A 15,426-nucleotide genomic window follows, 5' to 3' on the forward strand; every position below is an offset into this window, starting at 1 on the left:
TGTTCTCCTGTGGCTGCGGTTGGGAAGACGTGCGTCATCGGCCGGCCGCGAGTGAACGTCCGTGGAAGCCGATGGGGAATGATGAGGGACGCTTAGGTGCGTTCCGGGGGAGGGAAGCCGAGCGCTTGCCGGAGGGCTCTGTCAGCAACCTGGAGGCGCGCTCGCTCGCCGCCGTAGTTCGACGCGGTTTTACCCGATGCGTGCCCGAGAAGGATGTCCTGAACGGCGTCCTCAACGTCTGCGACGCGGAGAAGGTCTTTCATCCGATCACGAAGCGAATGCGTCGTCACCTTGCGATCGGCCGTTACGGCTCGAACGTGTTTGCTGAGTGCCGCTGAGGCCGCTCCACCCCCACCCTCACGGCAGTAGTCGGGGAACAGGAACGGACCATCGGTCGCTTCGACCGCCTCGCGCATGGCTTCGAGGGCTGGCCCGATGAGAGGCACCTTGCGCTGAGAGGATTTCGTCGTAATCCTTCTCGCCTCGTGCCATTCAACGTCGAAATGCGGGATGGCGTCTTCGAGATGAACATCGACACGGCGAAGACCAGAAACCTCGGAGAGTCGGCAGCCGCTGTTCTCTAGAATGATCCATATGCGAGCTAGATCGTCCTTCGCCATCGATAGAACGCGCCTTCGGATGGCCTGGACCTCATCTTCCGTGAACGGTCGCTTGACCTTGCGTTCCGGCTCAGCGTTCTCCCGAACGTCAGCCTTCAGTTTCATGAATGGATTGCGGAGCGTGCCGAGGTCGAACTCTTCAATCGCATGATTGATGACTGCGCGAACCGTATTGAGATAGCGATCCACCGATGAAGGACGCCGACTGTCCAGCATGACCGAGCGAACTTCCTTCGCATCGTCTCGGCGGAGGCTGGATAGGGTCCGGGTCAACGGGATGGCTTGAGCGACGAGCTTGAAGACCCGCTCCAATTCGTCCTTGTTCTTCTTGCTGTCTCGGACCCGCTCCTTCTCGTAGAGCCGCTTCGCATCATCAAGGGTTGGGTCAGGCCGTCTCGCAGTCGCACCACGGTATAGGGCGCTTAGGAACGCCTCGTCAGCCTGAGAGAGACCGATGGGGTCGCCCTCTTCGTCCCTGTGATAGCCTTTGAGGACCGCATCAGCGATAGCTTCGCGCCCGCCTTCCTCGTTCGCATCCTCTTCGTCGGGCGTCCATTCGGAGTTGAGCCCAAGCGCGGCAACACGGCGAGCCGCCTCACGCGCCACCTCAAGCGCAGTCTGATCTTCACGCGATGCAGCCGCAGGCGTCACCCTTGCCGCCTGGGCGAGCTGGCGCTCTACCTCGGCATGAACAGACAGATAGAGCCGGATGGCTTCCGCTTCCGAGCCGGCCAGCCGAAGCACGATCTCCCGCTTGCCGATCGCAGCACGGAGAGAAGCCGGGACTTTTCGCCGGTAGTACCAGGACGCTTTTCGTTTCTGGATGTGTCGCACGTCGATTAGCATAGGGTACCTTCGGTGTAACCGGAAGTGTACCTCGGGGAACGCTAGATGCCTGGAAACCCAGGATTTTCTGGACTTTGAGCGAGAAAATGGCTCCCCGGGCCGGATTCGAACCAGCGACCGATCGATTAACAGTCGAGTGCTCTACCACTGAGCTACCGGGGAACGCGAAGGGTGCAGCGCCGAGCGCCGCATCGCGATGACGGCCCTATAGCAAAGGCGCGGGCGACTTGCCAAGCCGTATCGGCGAAAAAATCGATCGGCGCCGCCAAAGCCTTCGCACAAGGGCCTTTTACGGGGCCATAGCGGACCGATGAGTGTGTCCGAGGCTGAGACTGGGGCCTCGGGGCTGGGTTCAGCCGGAAGCTTCGTCCCGGTCGCCGCTGAAAACAGGCCGAAGGCGTTCGGCTCGCTCAAGCGTGATCGCGCAAATCCCGCTCCTTCGGTCGCCCCTCCTTTCCGCGACCGCCTGCGGCTCCCATCTGCCGCAAACGATGAAGACGCCCTCACGAACCGACTTGCAACCTGTCGAACCTGGCGCAAGGGAGCGGTCTCATGCGCCCCGACATGGGCCGACGATCGAGCTCTTCGGTCGAAAGATGCGCCTGCCGCGCAGCCGACCCTTGCGGATCGCCCTCGGCGTCGCACTCTGCATTGGCGGCATTTTAGGCTTTCTCCCCGTCCTCGGCTTCTGGATGATCCCGCTCGGGCTCATCGTCTTGTCGGTCGACGTGGCGCCCGTCCGACGGTTCCGGCGCAGACTGGCCGTGCGCTGGGAAAATCGCCGTCGGCGCTGGAAGGGCGCTCGATCCGACGGCTGAGATTCGCCGTGACGGACAGGCCGAGTTCTCCTCCGCTATTTTGACACGGCCTCTTGGCAAAGACCGGTCATGGCATAAAGCGCGGTGAGCGGGATCGGCGTCTCGCAGGTTTCGACGGACAGGCTCTGCGAACACTCGTGCAGGAGCGCGGCAATGACGAAGCGGCCCCCTTCGCCCCGGCGCCAGACATCGACCCGCACCTCGGACTGGGAGATAAGGATATATTGGCGAAGGCTCGGCAGGCTTTCATAGTCCCTGAACTTGCGGGATTGATCGAACCAGGCCGTCGACGACGACAGCACCTCGAAAATGACAGTCGGGCCGGAGGCTTCATGAGCCGATGGATCGAAAGCGCCGCAATCGATGGTGACATCGGGATAGCGGCAATTGCCCGTCGCAGGGATTGGCACGCGCAGATCGGAGCCGTAGGGACGGCAGCCCCTGCCCTCAAGGCGCTGCCATAGAAGCGCGAGCAGACGGCTCGCAATCAGCGCATGGGCCTGGCTGCCCCCCGTCATCAGGCGCGGCTCGCCGGCGTCCAATTCGTAGCGCTTCTCCTGAGCCGCCTCCCATTCGAGGAAGGAGGGCAGGTCCCATACGCTCTTCCTGAGTTCCGGCATGGTTCGCTCATCCTGGTTGACGTGCGAGCGATCCTAGCACAGGCGGCAGGATCGGTGCGCGCCAAGACCTGCGCCTGTTTCGCGTAACCGGAAAGCTCTCTCAGGAAGAGACCAGTCGCCCGTCTTAAAGTTTACGCAACCGCAGCTTGATAGATTGTTCGGGCGATCAACCGGCCGGAGGACGCCTCTTGAGCGGATTAGGAACTCGCAATCCGAAGCGTCTGGCCGTCCTGATCGACGGGGAGAACGTCTCCTCAATCGTTGCCGAAGGCCTCTTTCGGCATATCGCGGGTCTGGGCGAGGCCAGCCTTCGGCGCGTCTATGGCGATTTCGCGAATGGGCGCCTGAAAGGCTGGGCAGAGGCCCATGCCCGTTTCGCCGTTCAGCCGGTTCAGCAATTCGCGCCCGTCCAGGGCAAGAACACAGCCGACATCGCACTGGTCGTCGATGCGATGGACCTTCTTTACAGCGCTCGCTTCGATGGCTTCTGTCTCGTCTCATCCGACAGTGATTTCACCCGCCTCGCCCTTCGAATTCGAGAAGCCGGGCTCGACGTTTTCGGCTTCGGCCGGCAGACCACCTGCGAAGCCTTTCGCAAGGCCTGTCTCGACTTCGTTCCTCTTGAGAAATTGGCAGGGGCAAAGCCGCCGGCTGCGAAGAAGACGGAAGCAGGGACCGACAAGCCGAAAGGACAAGCGCCTCTATCCGCAATGACCATCCTCACGCGAACCATGGCCCAGATGGATGCGAAAGACGGCTGGGTGCATCTCGGCCCCTTTGGCAGCCAGATCAAACAGTTGGCGGCGGATTTCGAACCACGCACCTATGGACATAAGAAACTCTCGGATCTCTTGCGCGCGACCGGCCATTTCGAATCGAGACAGCATCCGGGCAACGGATTGGAAGTGCGGTTGAAACCGTTGGGCGGAACGCAGAGACCGCAGTCGAAAGGGGCGGCCAAGGTGAAAAAGCCTAACGCGCCGCAAACGATCGCGATCGGCGAAAGCGCCCTCGGTTGCCGAGCCCTTCGTCCTGGCCCATAAGCCGGCAGTCCAAATTTCCGACGAAACGCTTTTTCAAAAGGGCGCGGCCATGGCGCAGAAAGTCATCTTCGACACCGATCCCGGCCAGGACGACGCGGTCGCGATCCTGACCGCGCTCGCTTCGCCCGACGAGATCGAGCTTCTCGGCATCGTCACCGTCGCCGGCAATATCCCGCTCGATCTGACGACCCGGAACGCTCTGAAGCTGGTCGAATTGGCCGGCCGGCCGGAGGTCCCGGTCTATCCCGGCTGCACAAAGCCCTTCGGCCGCAGCCTCGTCACCGCAGAGCATGTTCATGGGGAGAGCGGTCTCGACGGGCCGGACCTGCCCGAACCGGTGACAAAGCCGAAGGAGACCCACGGTGTCGATTTCCTGATCGAGACGGTGCGCGCCCACGAGCCCGGCGCGATCCGGCTTCTGTGCCTCGGACCGCTCACCAATGTCGCGCTTGCCTTTGCCAAGGCGCCGGATATCGCCAAGCGCCTGAAGGACATCGTCCTGATGGGTGGCGGCTATTTCGAGGGCGGCAACATCACGCCGACGGCCGAGTTCAACATCTATGTGGATCCGGAGGCGGCGAGCGCGGTCTTCCGTTCGGGCGCGGCGATCACCGTACTCCCCCTCGATGTCACCCATTTCATGCGCTCGACCAAGGAGCGGATCGAAGCGTTCCGGGCCCTCGGCAACCGCTCGGGCGAAGCGGTGGCGGCGATGCTCTCCTTCTCCGAGCGCTTCGATGTGGAGAAATACAATTGGGAAGGCGCGCCCCTTCACGATCCTTGCGTGACCGCTTTCGTCCTAAAGCCCGAGCTCTTCAAGACCCGCCACGTCAATGTGGAGATCGAAACCGGCTCGCCGCTGACGCGCGGCATGACCGTCGTCGATTATTGGGGCGTGACGGACCGGGACAAGAACGCTGTCTGGGTGCGCTCGGGCGATAGCGATGGCTTCTTTCAGCTTCTGACGGAGCGGATCGGACGCCTTCCATAGGATCAGACTGGCCGAATAGTAAATCTAAGAATAGAATCATTCCAAATTGGCAATCTAGAAATAGAACAATTCCAGACTTCACGAAGTTGTTTGACAATCAGGCGCCATCTGCTTAGCCGTCGGTCCGGGCCTTCGCGCCCGTTCGCCCGAACCGTCTTGAAGAGCACCGGGCCTTGTCCCCGGCAGGAGCTTGACCGTCATGTCCTCGATCCTTCGCGTGGCTGGCAGAGCCGCATCCGTTTCCTTTCTGGCGCTTGCCGCGCCCGCCTTCGCCCAAAGCGACACCCCGAGCCAGGAAGCGGTTCTCAAAAACTATGCGGACATCGCGCTTGCGACCTATGAAGACGCCCTGACGCGCGCCAAGGCGCTGGAAGAGGCGAACAAGGCGCTGACCGAAAATGCCAGCGCGGAGACGCTCCAAGCCGCTCGTGACGCCTGGAAGGCCTCCCGCCCGGCCTATCAGCAGAGCGAAGCCTTCCGCTTCGGCAATCCGATCGTCGACGATTGGGAAGGCCGGGTGAATGCCTGGCCGCTGGACGAGGGGCTGATCGACTATGTGGATGCCGGCTACGGCACCGAGTCGGATTCCAATCCGCTCTATGTGGCCAATGTCATCGCCAATGAGGAAATCACTCTTGGCGGCGAGACGATCGATGTGACGACGATCACGCCCGAGCTGCTGCAGGACAAGCTTCAGGAAGCCGGCGGGGTCGAGGCGAATGTTGCGACCGGCTATCACGCCATCGAGTTCCTGCTCTGGGGCCAGGATCTGAACGGCACCGAGGCCGGGGCCGGCGATCGCCCTGCAACGGATTTCGCGACCGGCGAGGCTTGCACCCACGGCCATTGCGACCGGCGCGGCGCCTATTTGAATGCGGCGAGCGAACTCCTCGTCTCCGATCTCGAGGAGATGGTGGGCAATTGGCAGGAAGACGGGGCGGCGCGTAAGGCCCTCCTCGACGATCCGACCGCCGGCATCTCGGCGATCCTCACCGGCATGGGCTCGCTCTCCTATGGCGAACTTGCCGGCGAGCGCATGAAGCTTGGCCTTCTCCTCCATGACCCTGAGGAGGAGCATGATTGCTTCTCCGACAACACCCATGTCTCCCATTATTACGACGTCGTCGGCATCGAGAATGTCTATACCGGCAGCTATGAGCGCATCGACGGCTCGACGGTCGAAGGGCCTTCGGTCTCCGATCTCGTCGAGGCCAAGGCGCCCGAGGTCGACAAGGAGCTGAAGTCCGACCTTCAGGACACGCTGACCGCCATGCGCGCCGTCTATGACGCGGCCGAAGGCGGCGAGGCTTATGACCAGCAGATCGGCGAAGGCAATGCGGACGGCAATGCCCGCGTCCAGAAGGCGATCGACGGTCTCATCGCCCAGACCCGGACGATCGAGCGCGCCGTCGCGGCCCTCGATCTCGGCGACGTGACCATCGAAGGCTCCGACAGCCTCGACAATGTGGACGCGGTCTTCCAGTAAGACTTCAATACCGCCGAGATGGCGGCCTCCGCAGAGGCCGCCATTTTGGGATTTCTCCTATCGACGCCTGTTCGCCATGCCCGCAGCCCGCCCGCTCCTCTTTGCCGTCGTCAGTGTCGCAGGCCTCCTCTGCGCGCCTGTCGCGGCGGTCCTCGGCGGCCAATCCCATGTGCGAAGCGACCTGACGGAGAAGGATCTGAAGCGCGTTCGCGCCGTCACGGAACCGGCGACCGACTTCTCCAAGCCCGAATCCTTCGAGGCGATGCCGGCGGGCGCGGCGACCTCCACCAAGCTCGTCAATCGCGACACCTTCTCGCAAATCTCCGCCAATCAGAGCTTTGCGGCCGAAGACCGGTTCAAGCTCGGCAATGCCCTGTTCCGCAAATTCTGGGTCTCCTCGCCCTCCTCGACCCATGCCTCGGACGGGCTTGGACCGCTTTACAATGCCCGCGCCTGCCAGAGCTGCCATTTGAAGGATGGGCGCGGCCGCCCGCCGGCGCCAGGCGAGACGGCGGTCTCGATGTTCCTGCGCCTCTCGGTACCCCCGAAGACGGACGAAGAGCGCGAAAGGCTCGCCTCGAAAACCTTCACCCGCATCCCCGAGCCGACCTATGGGGGACAGCTACAGAATTTCGCCGTTCCAGGTATCAAGCCCGAAGGGCGGATGACCATCCGCTATGACGACATGCCGGTGACGCTCAGTGACGGAGAGGTGGTCACGCTGCGAAAGCCGACCTATGGCGTCGCCGATCTCGCATACGGCCCGATGGCGGACGATGTCATGCTCTCGCCGCGTGTTGCCAATCCGATGATCGGCCTCGGCCTATTGGAGGCGATCGAGGAGGCCGACATCCGCGCTCTCGCCGATCCGATGGACAAGGATGGCGACGGCATTTCCGGCAAGGTGTCCGAGGTCCGCGATCCCGAGACGGGCGCTCTGACGATCGGCCGCTTCGGCTGGAAGGCGACGACCCCCTCGATCAAGGTTCAATCGGCGGAAGCCTTTTCCGGCGATATCGGCATTTCGACGCCGCTCGTCACCGATGCCTTCGGCGAGTGCTCGATTGCCCAGACCCTGTGCCGCGAGGCGCCTTCCGGCGTCCAGACCCGGCTCGGCGAAGTGGAAGCCCCGGGGCCCATCCTCGATCTCGTGACCTTCTATTCGCAGAACCTCGCCGTCCCGGCGCGCCGCGACGTGGGCGATAAGACGGTGCTGCGCGGCAAACAGATGTTTTACGAGGCCGGCTGCACCGCCTGTCATCGCCCAAAATTCGTCACCTCTCGAAAGGCCGCTGACGAAGCGCTGCGCTTCCAATTGATCTGGCCCTATTCGGACATGCTGCTTCACGATATGGGCGAAGGCCTTGCCGATCACCGCCCGGTGGGCGATGCCTCAGGCCGGGAATGGCGCACGCAACCGCTCTGGGGCATTGGACTGACCGAGACCGTCAACGGCAACAGCTTCTATCTCCATGACGGGCGCGCCCGAACGCTTGAAGAGGCGATCCTTTGGCATGGCGGGGAGGCAACCGCCGCCAGGGAGGCCTATTCTGCGATGGACAAACGCGATCGCGATGCGCTGATCGCCTTTCTGGAGTCCCTATGACGATGACGAAGCCTTCGATCCTGTTTACGGCTCTCGCCGCGATGACGGCAATGCTCATGGCCTGGCCCGCCGGCGCCCAGGAAGACGGGCCGCCGACCCCCACCACGGCGAGCGCCGGGGAAAAACTCGATGTAGTCTGGAATGTCATCGATGGGGCGATCCGGCCCGGCTATTCGGCTTTCGAGGACGCAGCCCGGGAAGAGGCGACGAAGATCGGCGCCCTGTGCGAAATGCCAGACGAGGTGCAGCTCCAAACGGCACGCGAGGGGTTCGGTCAACTCGCCAAGGCCTTTGCCGCGATCGAATTCGTCCGCTTCGGTCCGATCACCGAGGACCATCGTCTCGAGCGCATTCTGTTTTTCCCGGACCGGCGCGGGGTGACGCTGCGCCAGGTTCAGGCGATCCTCGCCAACACCGAGGACGACAGCGCCCTCTCGCCCGCAACGCTCGCGCAGAAATCGGTCGCGGTGCAGGGCCTGACGGCGCTGGAATTCGTCCTCTTCGGCTCCGGCTCCCAAACGCTGGAGACGAAAGGCGGCGATTTCCGTTGCAGCTACGCCAAGGCGATTGCCGACAATATCGTCTCCATCGCGGAAGCCGTGACGGCAGGCTGGGGCAATGAGGAGGGCATCACCAGCCGCCTCACCAATCCGAGCCAGAGCGACACCGCCTATCGCAAGGCGGACGATTCCCTCAAGGAGATAACCTCGATCTTCATCGACGGGCTGGAGATGATCCGCGATCAACGCCTGAAGCCCGCCCTCGGTGAGGATGCGCAGGACGCCAATCCGAAGGCGTTTCTCTATCATCGTTCGGAAAATGCTTTGGCGGCGCTCTCGGCGAATTTTACCGGCCTGCGGCAGATCTTCGATGCCGCGCAATATGGCGAGATCCTGCCTGAAGCTCAGGCGAGCTATCTGCCGGACGCGATCAGCTTCGAATTCGACAACGCCCGCCGAACCCTCGACGCCATTCCGGCTCCACTCGCCGATGTCGTCGTCTCCAAGGAGAACCGGGACAAGCTCGACTATGTGCTGATCGTGACTGGCAGCCTCCAATCGGAATTCGCCAATCAGCTCGCCCCGGCGCTCGGCCTGTCGGCAGGCTTTTCCTCACTCGACGGCGATTGAGCACACCAGGGGGCAGCGTCCAGACGGCCCCTCACGACGCAACCTTAAAGGAGGCGCCCATGCCCCCGATCCGCAACCGCCTCGCAACGCCGCTTCTGGCGCGGCGCGACTTCCTGGCGGGGGCCGGCGCCCTCTTTGCCAGCACCCTCATCGGCCGGCGGGCGGAGGCTTTCGAGGACGCGGACGCCCTCTTTGCGAGCGCCTGCCGACGCCCCGACGGCTCCTATGGCTGCGCGGTCTTTGCCGAGGATGGGCGCATCGTCTCGGAAGTCGCCCTACCCGATCGCGGCCATGACGTCGCCTTCGATCCGCTGTCTTACCGCGCCGTCGCTTTTGCCCGGCGCCCGCGCACCTTCGCCGTCGTCTTCGATCCGAAGACCGGCGAGACGGTGAAGACCCTCACCTCGGCCGAGGGGCGCCACTTCTTCGGCCATGGCTTCTTCTCGCCCGACGGGCGGCTGATGTATGCGACCGAAAACGACTATGACGCCGCGCGCGGGCTGATCGGCGTCTATGACGTGAAGCGCGATTTTGCGCGGATCGGCGAATTCGACACCCATGGCATGGACACCCACGAGGCGCTGCTCATGCCGGACGGGGAGACCATCGTCGTCGCCAATGGCGGCATCGAGACCCATCCAGACTATGGCCGCCAGAAGCTCAATCTCGCGACGATGGAGCCCTCGCTGGTCCTTATCGACCGAAAAAGCGGCGACCTTCTCGCCAAGCACAGGCTGGAGAAAAGCCTGCACCAGCTTTCCATCCGCCATCTCGCCATCGATGCCGATCGCAAGGTCTGGTTCGGCTGCCAATATGAAGGGCCGAGCGCCGACGCCCCGCAGCTTCTGGGCTTCGCCACGCCCGAAGCCGGTCTTTCTCTGATCGAAATGCCGAGAGGCGATCTCGCCCGCCTGTCGAATTATGTGGGCTCGGTCGCCGCCAGTGCCGATGGAACACGCATCGCGATCTCGTCACCGGTCGGGGGCGAGGTCATGATCCTCGATGCGACCAAGAAGTCCCTCATCGAGAGCCACCCCGTTCGCGACGGCTGCGGCTTGGCCGCGGACGGTGCCGGCTTCCTCGCCACCAGCGGCCACGGCCTCGTCACCCATCTGGCCAAGCAAGCCGCCGATCGACAAGCCGATCGCGAATGGGACAATCATATTCTGGCGCTATAGGCCTTGCGGCAAAAGGCCGAACGAGCGAGCGGAAGAGGCCGGCAAGAAGATGTCCATTCTTTTGATCGACGCGTGACGAAGTCTGACTTGAGGCGTAGAATGCGGAACGACGCGGCGCTTAGAGACCAGGCAAGCCCATGGATCGCAACGAACATCGCAGTATCGAGCTGACGCCTCGCCAAGCCGATTATGTCGACGAAATGGTCCGCTCCGGCTCATACGCCTCGCCGAGCGAGGTCGTGCAAGCCAGCCTCGACGCGCTTAAGGAGCGTGAGGACAAGCTGGAGAGCTGGCTTCGATCCGACGTTGCGCCAATCTATGACAGAATGGCAGCCGATCCCGATGACGCAATACCGGCCGAACAGGTGTTCTCCGATCTGCGCGAGCGATACGGAGCCCCGTAGAAGCGCCGCGCGTGAAGGCGCGTTCGGTCGTCTTCTCGCCGGAGGCGCGAGAGGATCTCCTGATCCTTGGCGATTGGATCGCCGAGCGAGCGGGGCCTGCGACGGCCTTGCGCTATCTCGCTCGTCTTGAGGCTGCCTGTTTGGGGCTTTCGACGGCGTCCGAGCGCGGCCGACGACGCGATGATATCCGGCCTGGGCTCCGCGTCGTCGGCTTTGAACGCCGGATCACGATTGCCTTCGTGGTTTCGCAAGAGCAAGTCACGATCCTGCGCCTCCACTATGGGGGCCTCGATTGGGATCGCAAAAGCGACCCTATTTGATCCGCACCCGCCGCCTCCGCTGCTTGTCCCGCTCCGCCGCCGCTTCGATGATGGCGAGGATCGCCGTCACATCTTCTTCCCCCATCACCGGGATCGTCTCCGCCAGACGGTTGGCAAGGCGCGTCGCATCGGCAGAAAGGCCGGAGGTGTCGACGGTGACGCGCGGATGAGAGATGTCGGCGAGCCGCTGCAGCTCCTCCGCCTCGTCCCAAATGACGCCCAGATAGCCGATGATCCGATGCAGGAGATCGAAAGTGGGCCGGCCCCGATGGCCGTGTTCGAGAGCCGAGAGATAGGCGTTGGAAATGCCGAGGGCCTCGGCCATCTGGCGCTGGGTGACGCCGCGCCGACGGCGCAAGGCCCGCAGCCGCTCGCCGAAGGGGGTCATGAGGGGCGCCTCACGCGCACATAGAGCGCGCCATCCCCGCCATGATGGCGCTCCGCCGCCTCGAAATGGGAGACGAGACCGCGAAAGTCCGGGCTCGAAAACCAGAGCGGCACCATGCGCCGCAGGATACCGCGCGGGCCGCCCGGCGAGCCGCGCCCCGTAATGACGAGGACATGGCGCAGCCCCATGCCTTGTGCTTGACGTAAGAAGCCGGCGAGCGCGTCATGAGCCCGGGTCTGGGTCATGTCGTGGAGATCGATCCGCGCTTCGATCTTGAGTTTGCCCTTGGCGAGCTTGCGGCGGGCGAGACGCTCCAAGGGTTGCGGGCGAAGCGGCACGGCTTGAAGGCGAGCAGGCGCCAGGCGGCTTGCCGGTGAGGACGCCACAGCCGGCGGCTGGGCTTTGGATTTTGCCTGAGGGGCGGGCTGCGGCGGGACAGGCTCCGCCGGCGCTTCGGGCACCTCTGGCAGTGCCTTCCCCTTCAAAGGCATGGCGGTGCGCGCGACGCTCGCCCAGAGCCGCCGATCCTCCTCGGACAGTGTCTTCTTGCGCCGCTTCATGGGACGAGCCGCTTGGCGAGGGCGGGCGGGGCGAGAAGCGTCAATTGGGCCTCATGCCGAATGCGGCCCGCGATCCGGCCCGCCGCTTCACCCGATCCGACGAAGATGTCGCCGCGCGCGGCGCCGATAATCGCCGAGCCCGTATCCTGGGCGATCATGAGCCGGGCAAAGGGCGTCTTATCCAGACGAAGCTCCGGCGCCGCAACGAGATAGGGCACGCCAAAGGTCGCAAGGTCCCGATCGACTGCGATCGAGGCGAGCGGCGCGAGCGGCACATTCGCGGCGCCGATCGGCCCCGTTTCAGGGTCATCGATCGGCCGTTCGGCAAAGAAGATGAAGGAGCGGTTCTGGTCGAGAATCGGCCGCACGCGCTCCGGATGAGCGGCGAGATAGGCGCGGATGCCGTCCATATCGGCTTCGGCAAGTGTCAACGCGCCGGTCTTAACGAGAAGGCGGCCGATGGCGGTGAAGGGATGGCCGGTCTTGGCGGCATAGCCGATGCGGATCGCCGTCCCATCGGCAAATCTGAGGCGCGCCGACCCCTGGACATGGATGAAGAAGGCCTCGACCTCGTCGCGCACATAAGCGATTTCGAGACCTCGACCCTTGAGGAACCCGGCCTCGATCGCGGCCCGGTCGGGATAGTCAGTCATGAGGCCGCAGGAGAGCCGTCGCGCGTAGCCGAAGCTCTTGTCGAGCCCGGCAGGCCTCGTGACATCGTCGACGGCGACGAGATCGGAAGGACGGGCATAGAGTGGATGGCGGAACGTCTCTGTCGGAACGCGCGAGGCCTCGACCTCCGGCTCGTAATATCCGGTCACGAAGCCGGTTTCGCGGGTCTCGCCCGCCAAAGGCGCGACCGAAAGACAGCAAAAATGCCGCTCGAAAAATTCGAGGGCATCTGTCTCGCCGATCATATCCGGTAAGCCGAGAGCGTCGCGGGCAGCGTCCCCATAGAGGCCGGCGTCGATCCCGAGACGGCCCGTGGCATACTGTCCTTCAAGGAGAGCGGGAGCGCTGGCCCTGAAAGCGGAAAAAGCCGCGGCATGACCCGCGACTTTTCTGATGGCCTCTTGGTCCGGCTCGGTCTTGAAGACCTCGAGCATGATCGCGTCCGCTCCGCCGGGCTATTCTTCGGATTCGGTGCCGACGAGCTTCCAATTCGGATCGCGCGACCGCGTGTCGCGTCCAAAGGTCCAGATATCGCGAACCTCGACCACGGTTTCGAGATCGCCGTCTACCACGTCGCCATTGGAAGACAGGGTCGCCGAGATCATCTCCGAGACGATCCGCAGCGTGACCAGAGCGTCGCGCCCACGCAGCTCGGCTGAGACAATACGGATGTCGTTGATGCCGATGAAAGAGGAGCGCATGGTCTCCCCACTCTCCTCACGCTGGGTAATCGCTGCCTCAAAGCCCTCATAGACATCCTGAGACAGGAGGTTCTGCAAGGTCTTGCGATCGCCTTCGGCAAAGCCGTTGACGACCATTTCATAGGCGATCTTGGCACCTTCGACGAATTCGCCCGGCTCGAAAGCGGGATCAGCATCCTTGATCCGCCGCAGCTCCTTATTGAGCGGCGTGCCGGGCTCGGCGACCTTGTCGATCTCACCATATTGCATGCTTGCCGGAACGCTTTCCTCGCCGGCCGGAACCCTTCGGCTCGGCAGGGTGACCACATTGTCGGCCTCGGCCGCCTCGTCCTTCGGCGCGGTGTTGCGGTCCCGGCTGTAGGGGTCGAAAGGTGGTCGCTCGTTACCGGTCCTCCGCCCCAAGACATTATAGAGCTGAAAGAGGACGATCGCCGCCAATACGATTATGAAGATCGTCCCAAAACTCATCAGTCGCCGAACTCCGCCTGTTTTTTAAACCGTCATTCTTCGTGTCGCCCATATAGAGAGTGCCGCCGATGCATTCAAATCGGCAAGAACGCTTCCTATGTTGAGGCCTGACGATGGTTTGCGCGAGGCCTGCCGCCCGGAACGATCGAGCGGCGCCAAGCAGATCGCCAGAACCGGCATGCATAACCGGATCGGCCTCTGTGCGCCATGGCTTTTCCTTCGAGATGGATGTCTGACCCCGATGCCTCTTGCCCTGATCCCCTTCCTGCTATTGGTGGTGCCCGTCCTCGAGATCGGCGTCTTTATCGCTGTCGGCGGCGCCATCGGCCTCTGGCCGACCCTCGGCCTCGTGGTGCTGACGGCCGTGATCGGCTCGGTGCTTCTGCGCCGCCAGGGCCTGTCGACGCTGGACGCGATCCAGCGGGAGACCCGCGCTGGTCGCGTGCCCGGCCGCGAGCTCGTTTCCGGTCTGATGATCGCGATCGCCGGCGTTCTGCTGTTAACGCCGGGTTTCGTCACCGATACGCTCGGCTTCCTGCTCTTCGTTCCCCAGCTTCGCGATGCCGTGTGGCGCTTCCTGCGCTCGAAGGTGGTCGTGGTCGGCGGCCAGGCGGCGGCGAATTTCGGGCGCGGGGCGGGCACGGGCAGGCCCGAACAGCCCTTCCGTCCGAGTGGCCCGGAGGCCGGGCGGCGCCCGGATGTGGTCGATCTTTCGGGCGACGACTATCGACGTCAGCCCGATCCCTCATCGCCCTGGAATGCCGACAACACCGACGATCCGTCGAATCGAACGCTGCATTGAGCCGCATCAGGCCAAGAATGAGCGCTGACGGCGAGAGAGCCCGCCATTTGGCCGGCTCGCGCCTTGTGGGCCGATGGCCCGCATGCTAGCTCGCCCCCAACGGAAGGCATGGACCGATGCGGGCCATCCGGCTTGCATCGCGTTTCTGCTAGACGACGAATGGTCCGAGAAACGGGAGACATCATGTCCGAGACGACCAGCCAGCCGAACGAAGCCGGTGCAGGCCAGGCAAACGGCGTTGCGCCGAGCCTGAACATCCTCACCCAATATATTCGCGACCTCTCCTTCGAGAGCCCGAAGGCGCCGGCGATCCTGCGCAATCAGACGAAGGCGCCCGGCATCAATATAGGCGTCAACGTCACTGCCAATCCGGTGGACGGTTCGCAGACGGATTTCGACGTGCGCCTGACGCTGAACGCCAAGGCCGGCGAAGGCGAGGAGATGCTCTTCCACGCCGAGCTCGAATATGGCGGCGTCTTCCGCCTGCAGAACTTCAAGGACGAGCACCGCGTGCCGGTCCTCTTCATCGAATGCCCGCGTCTGCTTTTCCCCTTCGCGCGCCAGATCATCGCGGACGTCACGCGCAATGGCGGCTTTCCGCCGCTGATGATCGACCCGATCGACTTCGCCCAGCTGTTCCAGCAGCGCATGGCCGAAGAGCGGGCCCGCCAGCAGGTTCAGCAGAACGCCTAAAGGGCGGGACCTCTCGCTCGGGGGAGCCGGGCCCCTGTCGTGCCCGTCAGCGTCAATCGAGCGAAACCGAGAACCATGAT

At 63.5% G+C, this 15,426-nt stretch carries 17 protein-coding genes and 1 tRNA gene; 11 read left to right on the forward strand and 7 right to left on the reverse strand.

Translation table 11 applies throughout. From position 1 onward, the window contains the following. Positions 1-92: 92 nt before the first annotated feature. Together B9A15_RS18930 and B9A15_RS18935 are read right to left on the reverse strand one after the other, a co-directional pair. Entirely contained in the window at positions 93-1,466 is a 1,374-nt protein-coding gene (locus B9A15_RS18930) for a DUF6538 domain-containing protein (protein WP_084412099.1), read from the reverse strand. Between the two features lie 87 nt (positions 1,467-1,553). Next, positions 1,554-1,628 (reverse strand) — tRNA-Asn (locus B9A15_RS18935). 434 nt (positions 1,629-2,062) lie between these two features. Between B9A15_RS18935 and B9A15_RS18940 the strand changes: the two genes are divergently transcribed. Further along, complete coding sequence (locus tag B9A15_RS18940; protein ID WP_084412134.1) at positions 2,063-2,284, forward strand: hypothetical protein; 222 nt, start codon at positions 2,063-2,065, stop codon at positions 2,282-2,284. Between the two features lie 35 nt (positions 2,285-2,319). Here the strand turns inward: B9A15_RS18940 and B9A15_RS18945 are convergent, their stop codons facing one another. Next, on the reverse strand, positions 2,320-2,904 hold the full coding sequence (locus B9A15_RS18945) for a Uma2 family endonuclease (protein WP_084412100.1): 585 nt from the start codon (positions 2,902-2,904) through the stop codon (positions 2,320-2,322). A 188-nt stretch (positions 2,905-3,092) separates the two neighbouring features. On the opposite strand from B9A15_RS18945, the gene B9A15_RS18950 reads away from it, so the two are divergent. The 8 genes from B9A15_RS18950 to B9A15_RS18985 all read left to right on the forward strand — a co-directional run bounded on the left by B9A15_RS18950 (position 3,093) and on the right by B9A15_RS18985 (position 11,062). Continuing rightward, complete coding sequence (locus B9A15_RS18950) at positions 3,093-3,947, forward strand: NYN domain-containing protein (protein WP_084412101.1); 855 nt, start codon at positions 3,093-3,095, stop codon at positions 3,945-3,947. A gap of 49 nt (positions 3,948-3,996) precedes the next feature. Then, positions 3,997-4,938: a nucleoside hydrolase gene (locus B9A15_RS18955; RefSeq protein WP_084412102.1), complete on the forward strand. Its 942-nt coding sequence runs from the start codon at positions 3,997-3,999 to the stop codon at positions 4,936-4,938. Between the two features lie 199 nt (positions 4,939-5,137). Further along, positions 5,138-6,424: an imelysin family protein gene (locus tag B9A15_RS18960; RefSeq protein ID WP_084412135.1), complete on the forward strand. Its 1,287-nt coding sequence runs from the start codon at positions 5,138-5,140 to the stop codon at positions 6,422-6,424. Positions 6,425-6,500: 76 nt separating this feature from the next. Beyond that, positions 6,501-8,030 (forward strand): di-heme oxidoreductase family protein, encoded by a 1,530-nt coding sequence (locus B9A15_RS18965; RefSeq protein WP_084412103.1) that lies wholly within the window; start codon positions 6,501-6,503, stop codon positions 8,028-8,030. Continuing rightward, complete coding sequence (locus B9A15_RS18970; RefSeq protein ID WP_084412104.1) at positions 8,027-9,160, forward strand: imelysin family protein; 1,134 nt, start codon at positions 8,027-8,029, stop codon at positions 9,158-9,160. Before B9A15_RS18965 ends, B9A15_RS18970 begins: the two co-directional genes overlap by 4 nt. A gap of 59 nt (positions 9,161-9,219) precedes the next feature. Then, complete coding sequence (locus B9A15_RS18975; RefSeq protein ID WP_084412105.1) at positions 9,220-10,338, forward strand: DUF1513 domain-containing protein; 1,119 nt, start codon at positions 9,220-9,222, stop codon at positions 10,336-10,338. Positions 10,339-10,475: 137 nt separating this feature from the next. Then, positions 10,476-10,742 (forward strand): ribbon-helix-helix domain-containing protein, encoded by a 267-nt coding sequence (locus B9A15_RS18980; protein WP_084412106.1) that lies wholly within the window; start codon positions 10,476-10,478, stop codon positions 10,740-10,742. Between the two features lie 11 nt (positions 10,743-10,753). Then, positions 10,754-11,062: a type II toxin-antitoxin system RelE/ParE family toxin gene (locus B9A15_RS18985; protein WP_084412107.1), complete on the forward strand. Its 309-nt coding sequence runs from the start codon at positions 10,754-10,756 to the stop codon at positions 11,060-11,062. Here B9A15_RS18985 and B9A15_RS18990 read toward each other — a convergent pair. From B9A15_RS18990 to B9A15_RS19005, 4 genes are read right to left on the reverse strand one after another with little or no spacing between them, the layout of a single operon-like run. Beyond that, positions 11,055-11,450, reverse strand: a complete 396-nt coding sequence (locus B9A15_RS18990; protein ID WP_084412108.1) for a helix-turn-helix domain-containing protein — start codon at positions 11,448-11,450, stop codon at positions 11,055-11,057. The two genes, B9A15_RS18985 and B9A15_RS18990, sit on opposite strands and share 8 nt — an antisense overlap. Beyond that, positions 11,447-12,010, reverse strand: coding sequence for a Smr/MutS family protein (locus B9A15_RS18995; RefSeq protein WP_084412109.1), 564 nt, complete (start codon positions 12,008-12,010; stop codon positions 11,447-11,449). The genes B9A15_RS18990 and B9A15_RS18995 overlap by 4 nt, the downstream gene beginning before the upstream one ends. Next, positions 12,007-13,116 (reverse strand): murein transglycosylase A, encoded by a 1,110-nt coding sequence (gene mltA / locus B9A15_RS19000; RefSeq protein WP_084412110.1) that lies wholly within the window; start codon positions 13,114-13,116, stop codon positions 12,007-12,009. Before mltA ends, B9A15_RS18995 begins: the two co-directional genes overlap by 4 nt. Positions 13,117-13,137: 21 nt before the next feature. Then, positions 13,138-13,851 (reverse strand): Tim44/TimA family putative adaptor protein, encoded by a 714-nt coding sequence (locus B9A15_RS19005; protein WP_084412111.1) that lies wholly within the window; start codon positions 13,849-13,851, stop codon positions 13,138-13,140. Positions 13,852-14,092: 241 nt separating this feature from the next. Here B9A15_RS19005 and B9A15_RS19010 point away from each other — a divergent pair, with 241 nt between their 5' ends. Both B9A15_RS19010 and secB read left to right on the forward strand, forming a co-directional pair. Continuing rightward, a complete protein-coding gene (locus B9A15_RS19010; protein WP_084412136.1) occupies positions 14,093-14,653 on the forward strand; it encodes an FxsA family protein in 561 nt (186 codons plus the stop codon). A 183-nt stretch (positions 14,654-14,836) separates the two neighbouring features. Beyond that, positions 14,837-15,346: a protein-export chaperone SecB gene (gene secB, locus B9A15_RS19015; protein WP_084412112.1), complete on the forward strand. Its 510-nt coding sequence runs from the start codon at positions 14,837-14,839 to the stop codon at positions 15,344-15,346. Positions 15,347-15,426: the final 80 nt, after the last annotated feature.

It is taken from the genome of Fulvimarina manganoxydans, assembly GCF_900176465.1.
GTDB lineage: Bacteria > Pseudomonadota > Alphaproteobacteria > Rhizobiales > Rhizobiaceae > Fulvimarina > Fulvimarina manganoxydans.

Excerpts from the sequence above, each read along its gene's own strand:
- B9A15_RS18960 (WP_084412135.1), top strand. The coding sequence starts at position 5,138 with ATGTCCTCGATCCTTCGCGTGGCTGGCAGAGCCGCATCCGTTTCCTTT.
- B9A15_RS18975 (WP_084412105.1), top strand. The coding sequence starts at position 9,220 with ATGCCCCCGATCCGCAACCGCCTCGCAACGCCGCTTCTGGCGCGGCGC.
- B9A15_RS18990 (WP_084412108.1), bottom strand. The coding sequence starts at position 11,450 with ATGACCCCCTTCGGCGAGCGGCTGCGGGCCTTGCGCCGTCGGCGCGGC.
- B9A15_RS18930 (WP_084412099.1), bottom strand. The coding sequence starts at position 1,466 with ATGCTAATCGACGTGCGACACATCCAGAAACGAAAAGCGTCCTGGTAC.
- B9A15_RS19010 (WP_084412136.1), top strand. The coding sequence starts at position 14,093 with ATGCCTCTTGCCCTGATCCCCTTCCTGCTATTGGTGGTGCCCGTCCTC.
- B9A15_RS18995 (WP_084412109.1), bottom strand. The coding sequence starts at position 12,010 with ATGAAGCGGCGCAAGAAGACACTGTCCGAGGAGGATCGGCGGCTCTGG.
- B9A15_RS18980 (WP_084412106.1), top strand. The coding sequence starts at position 10,476 with ATGGATCGCAACGAACATCGCAGTATCGAGCTGACGCCTCGCCAAGCC.
- B9A15_RS18955 (WP_084412102.1), top strand. The coding sequence starts at position 3,997 with ATGGCGCAGAAAGTCATCTTCGACACCGATCCCGGCCAGGACGACGCG.
- B9A15_RS18970 (WP_084412104.1), top strand. The coding sequence starts at position 8,027 with ATGACGATGACGAAGCCTTCGATCCTGTTTACGGCTCTCGCCGCGATG.
- mltA (WP_084412110.1), bottom strand. The coding sequence starts at position 13,116 with ATGCTCGAGGTCTTCAAGACCGAGCCGGACCAAGAGGCCATCAGAAAA.
- B9A15_RS18940 (WP_084412134.1), top strand. The coding sequence starts at position 2,063 with ATGCGCCTGCCGCGCAGCCGACCCTTGCGGATCGCCCTCGGCGTCGCA.
- B9A15_RS18945 (WP_084412100.1), bottom strand. The coding sequence starts at position 2,904 with ATGCCGGAACTCAGGAAGAGCGTATGGGACCTGCCCTCCTTCCTCGAA.
- B9A15_RS18965 (WP_084412103.1), top strand. The coding sequence starts at position 6,501 with ATGCCCGCAGCCCGCCCGCTCCTCTTTGCCGTCGTCAGTGTCGCAGGC.
- B9A15_RS19005 (WP_084412111.1), bottom strand. The coding sequence starts at position 13,851 with ATGAGTTTTGGGACGATCTTCATAATCGTATTGGCGGCGATCGTCCTC.
- secB (WP_084412112.1), top strand. The coding sequence starts at position 14,837 with ATGTCCGAGACGACCAGCCAGCCGAACGAAGCCGGTGCAGGCCAGGCA.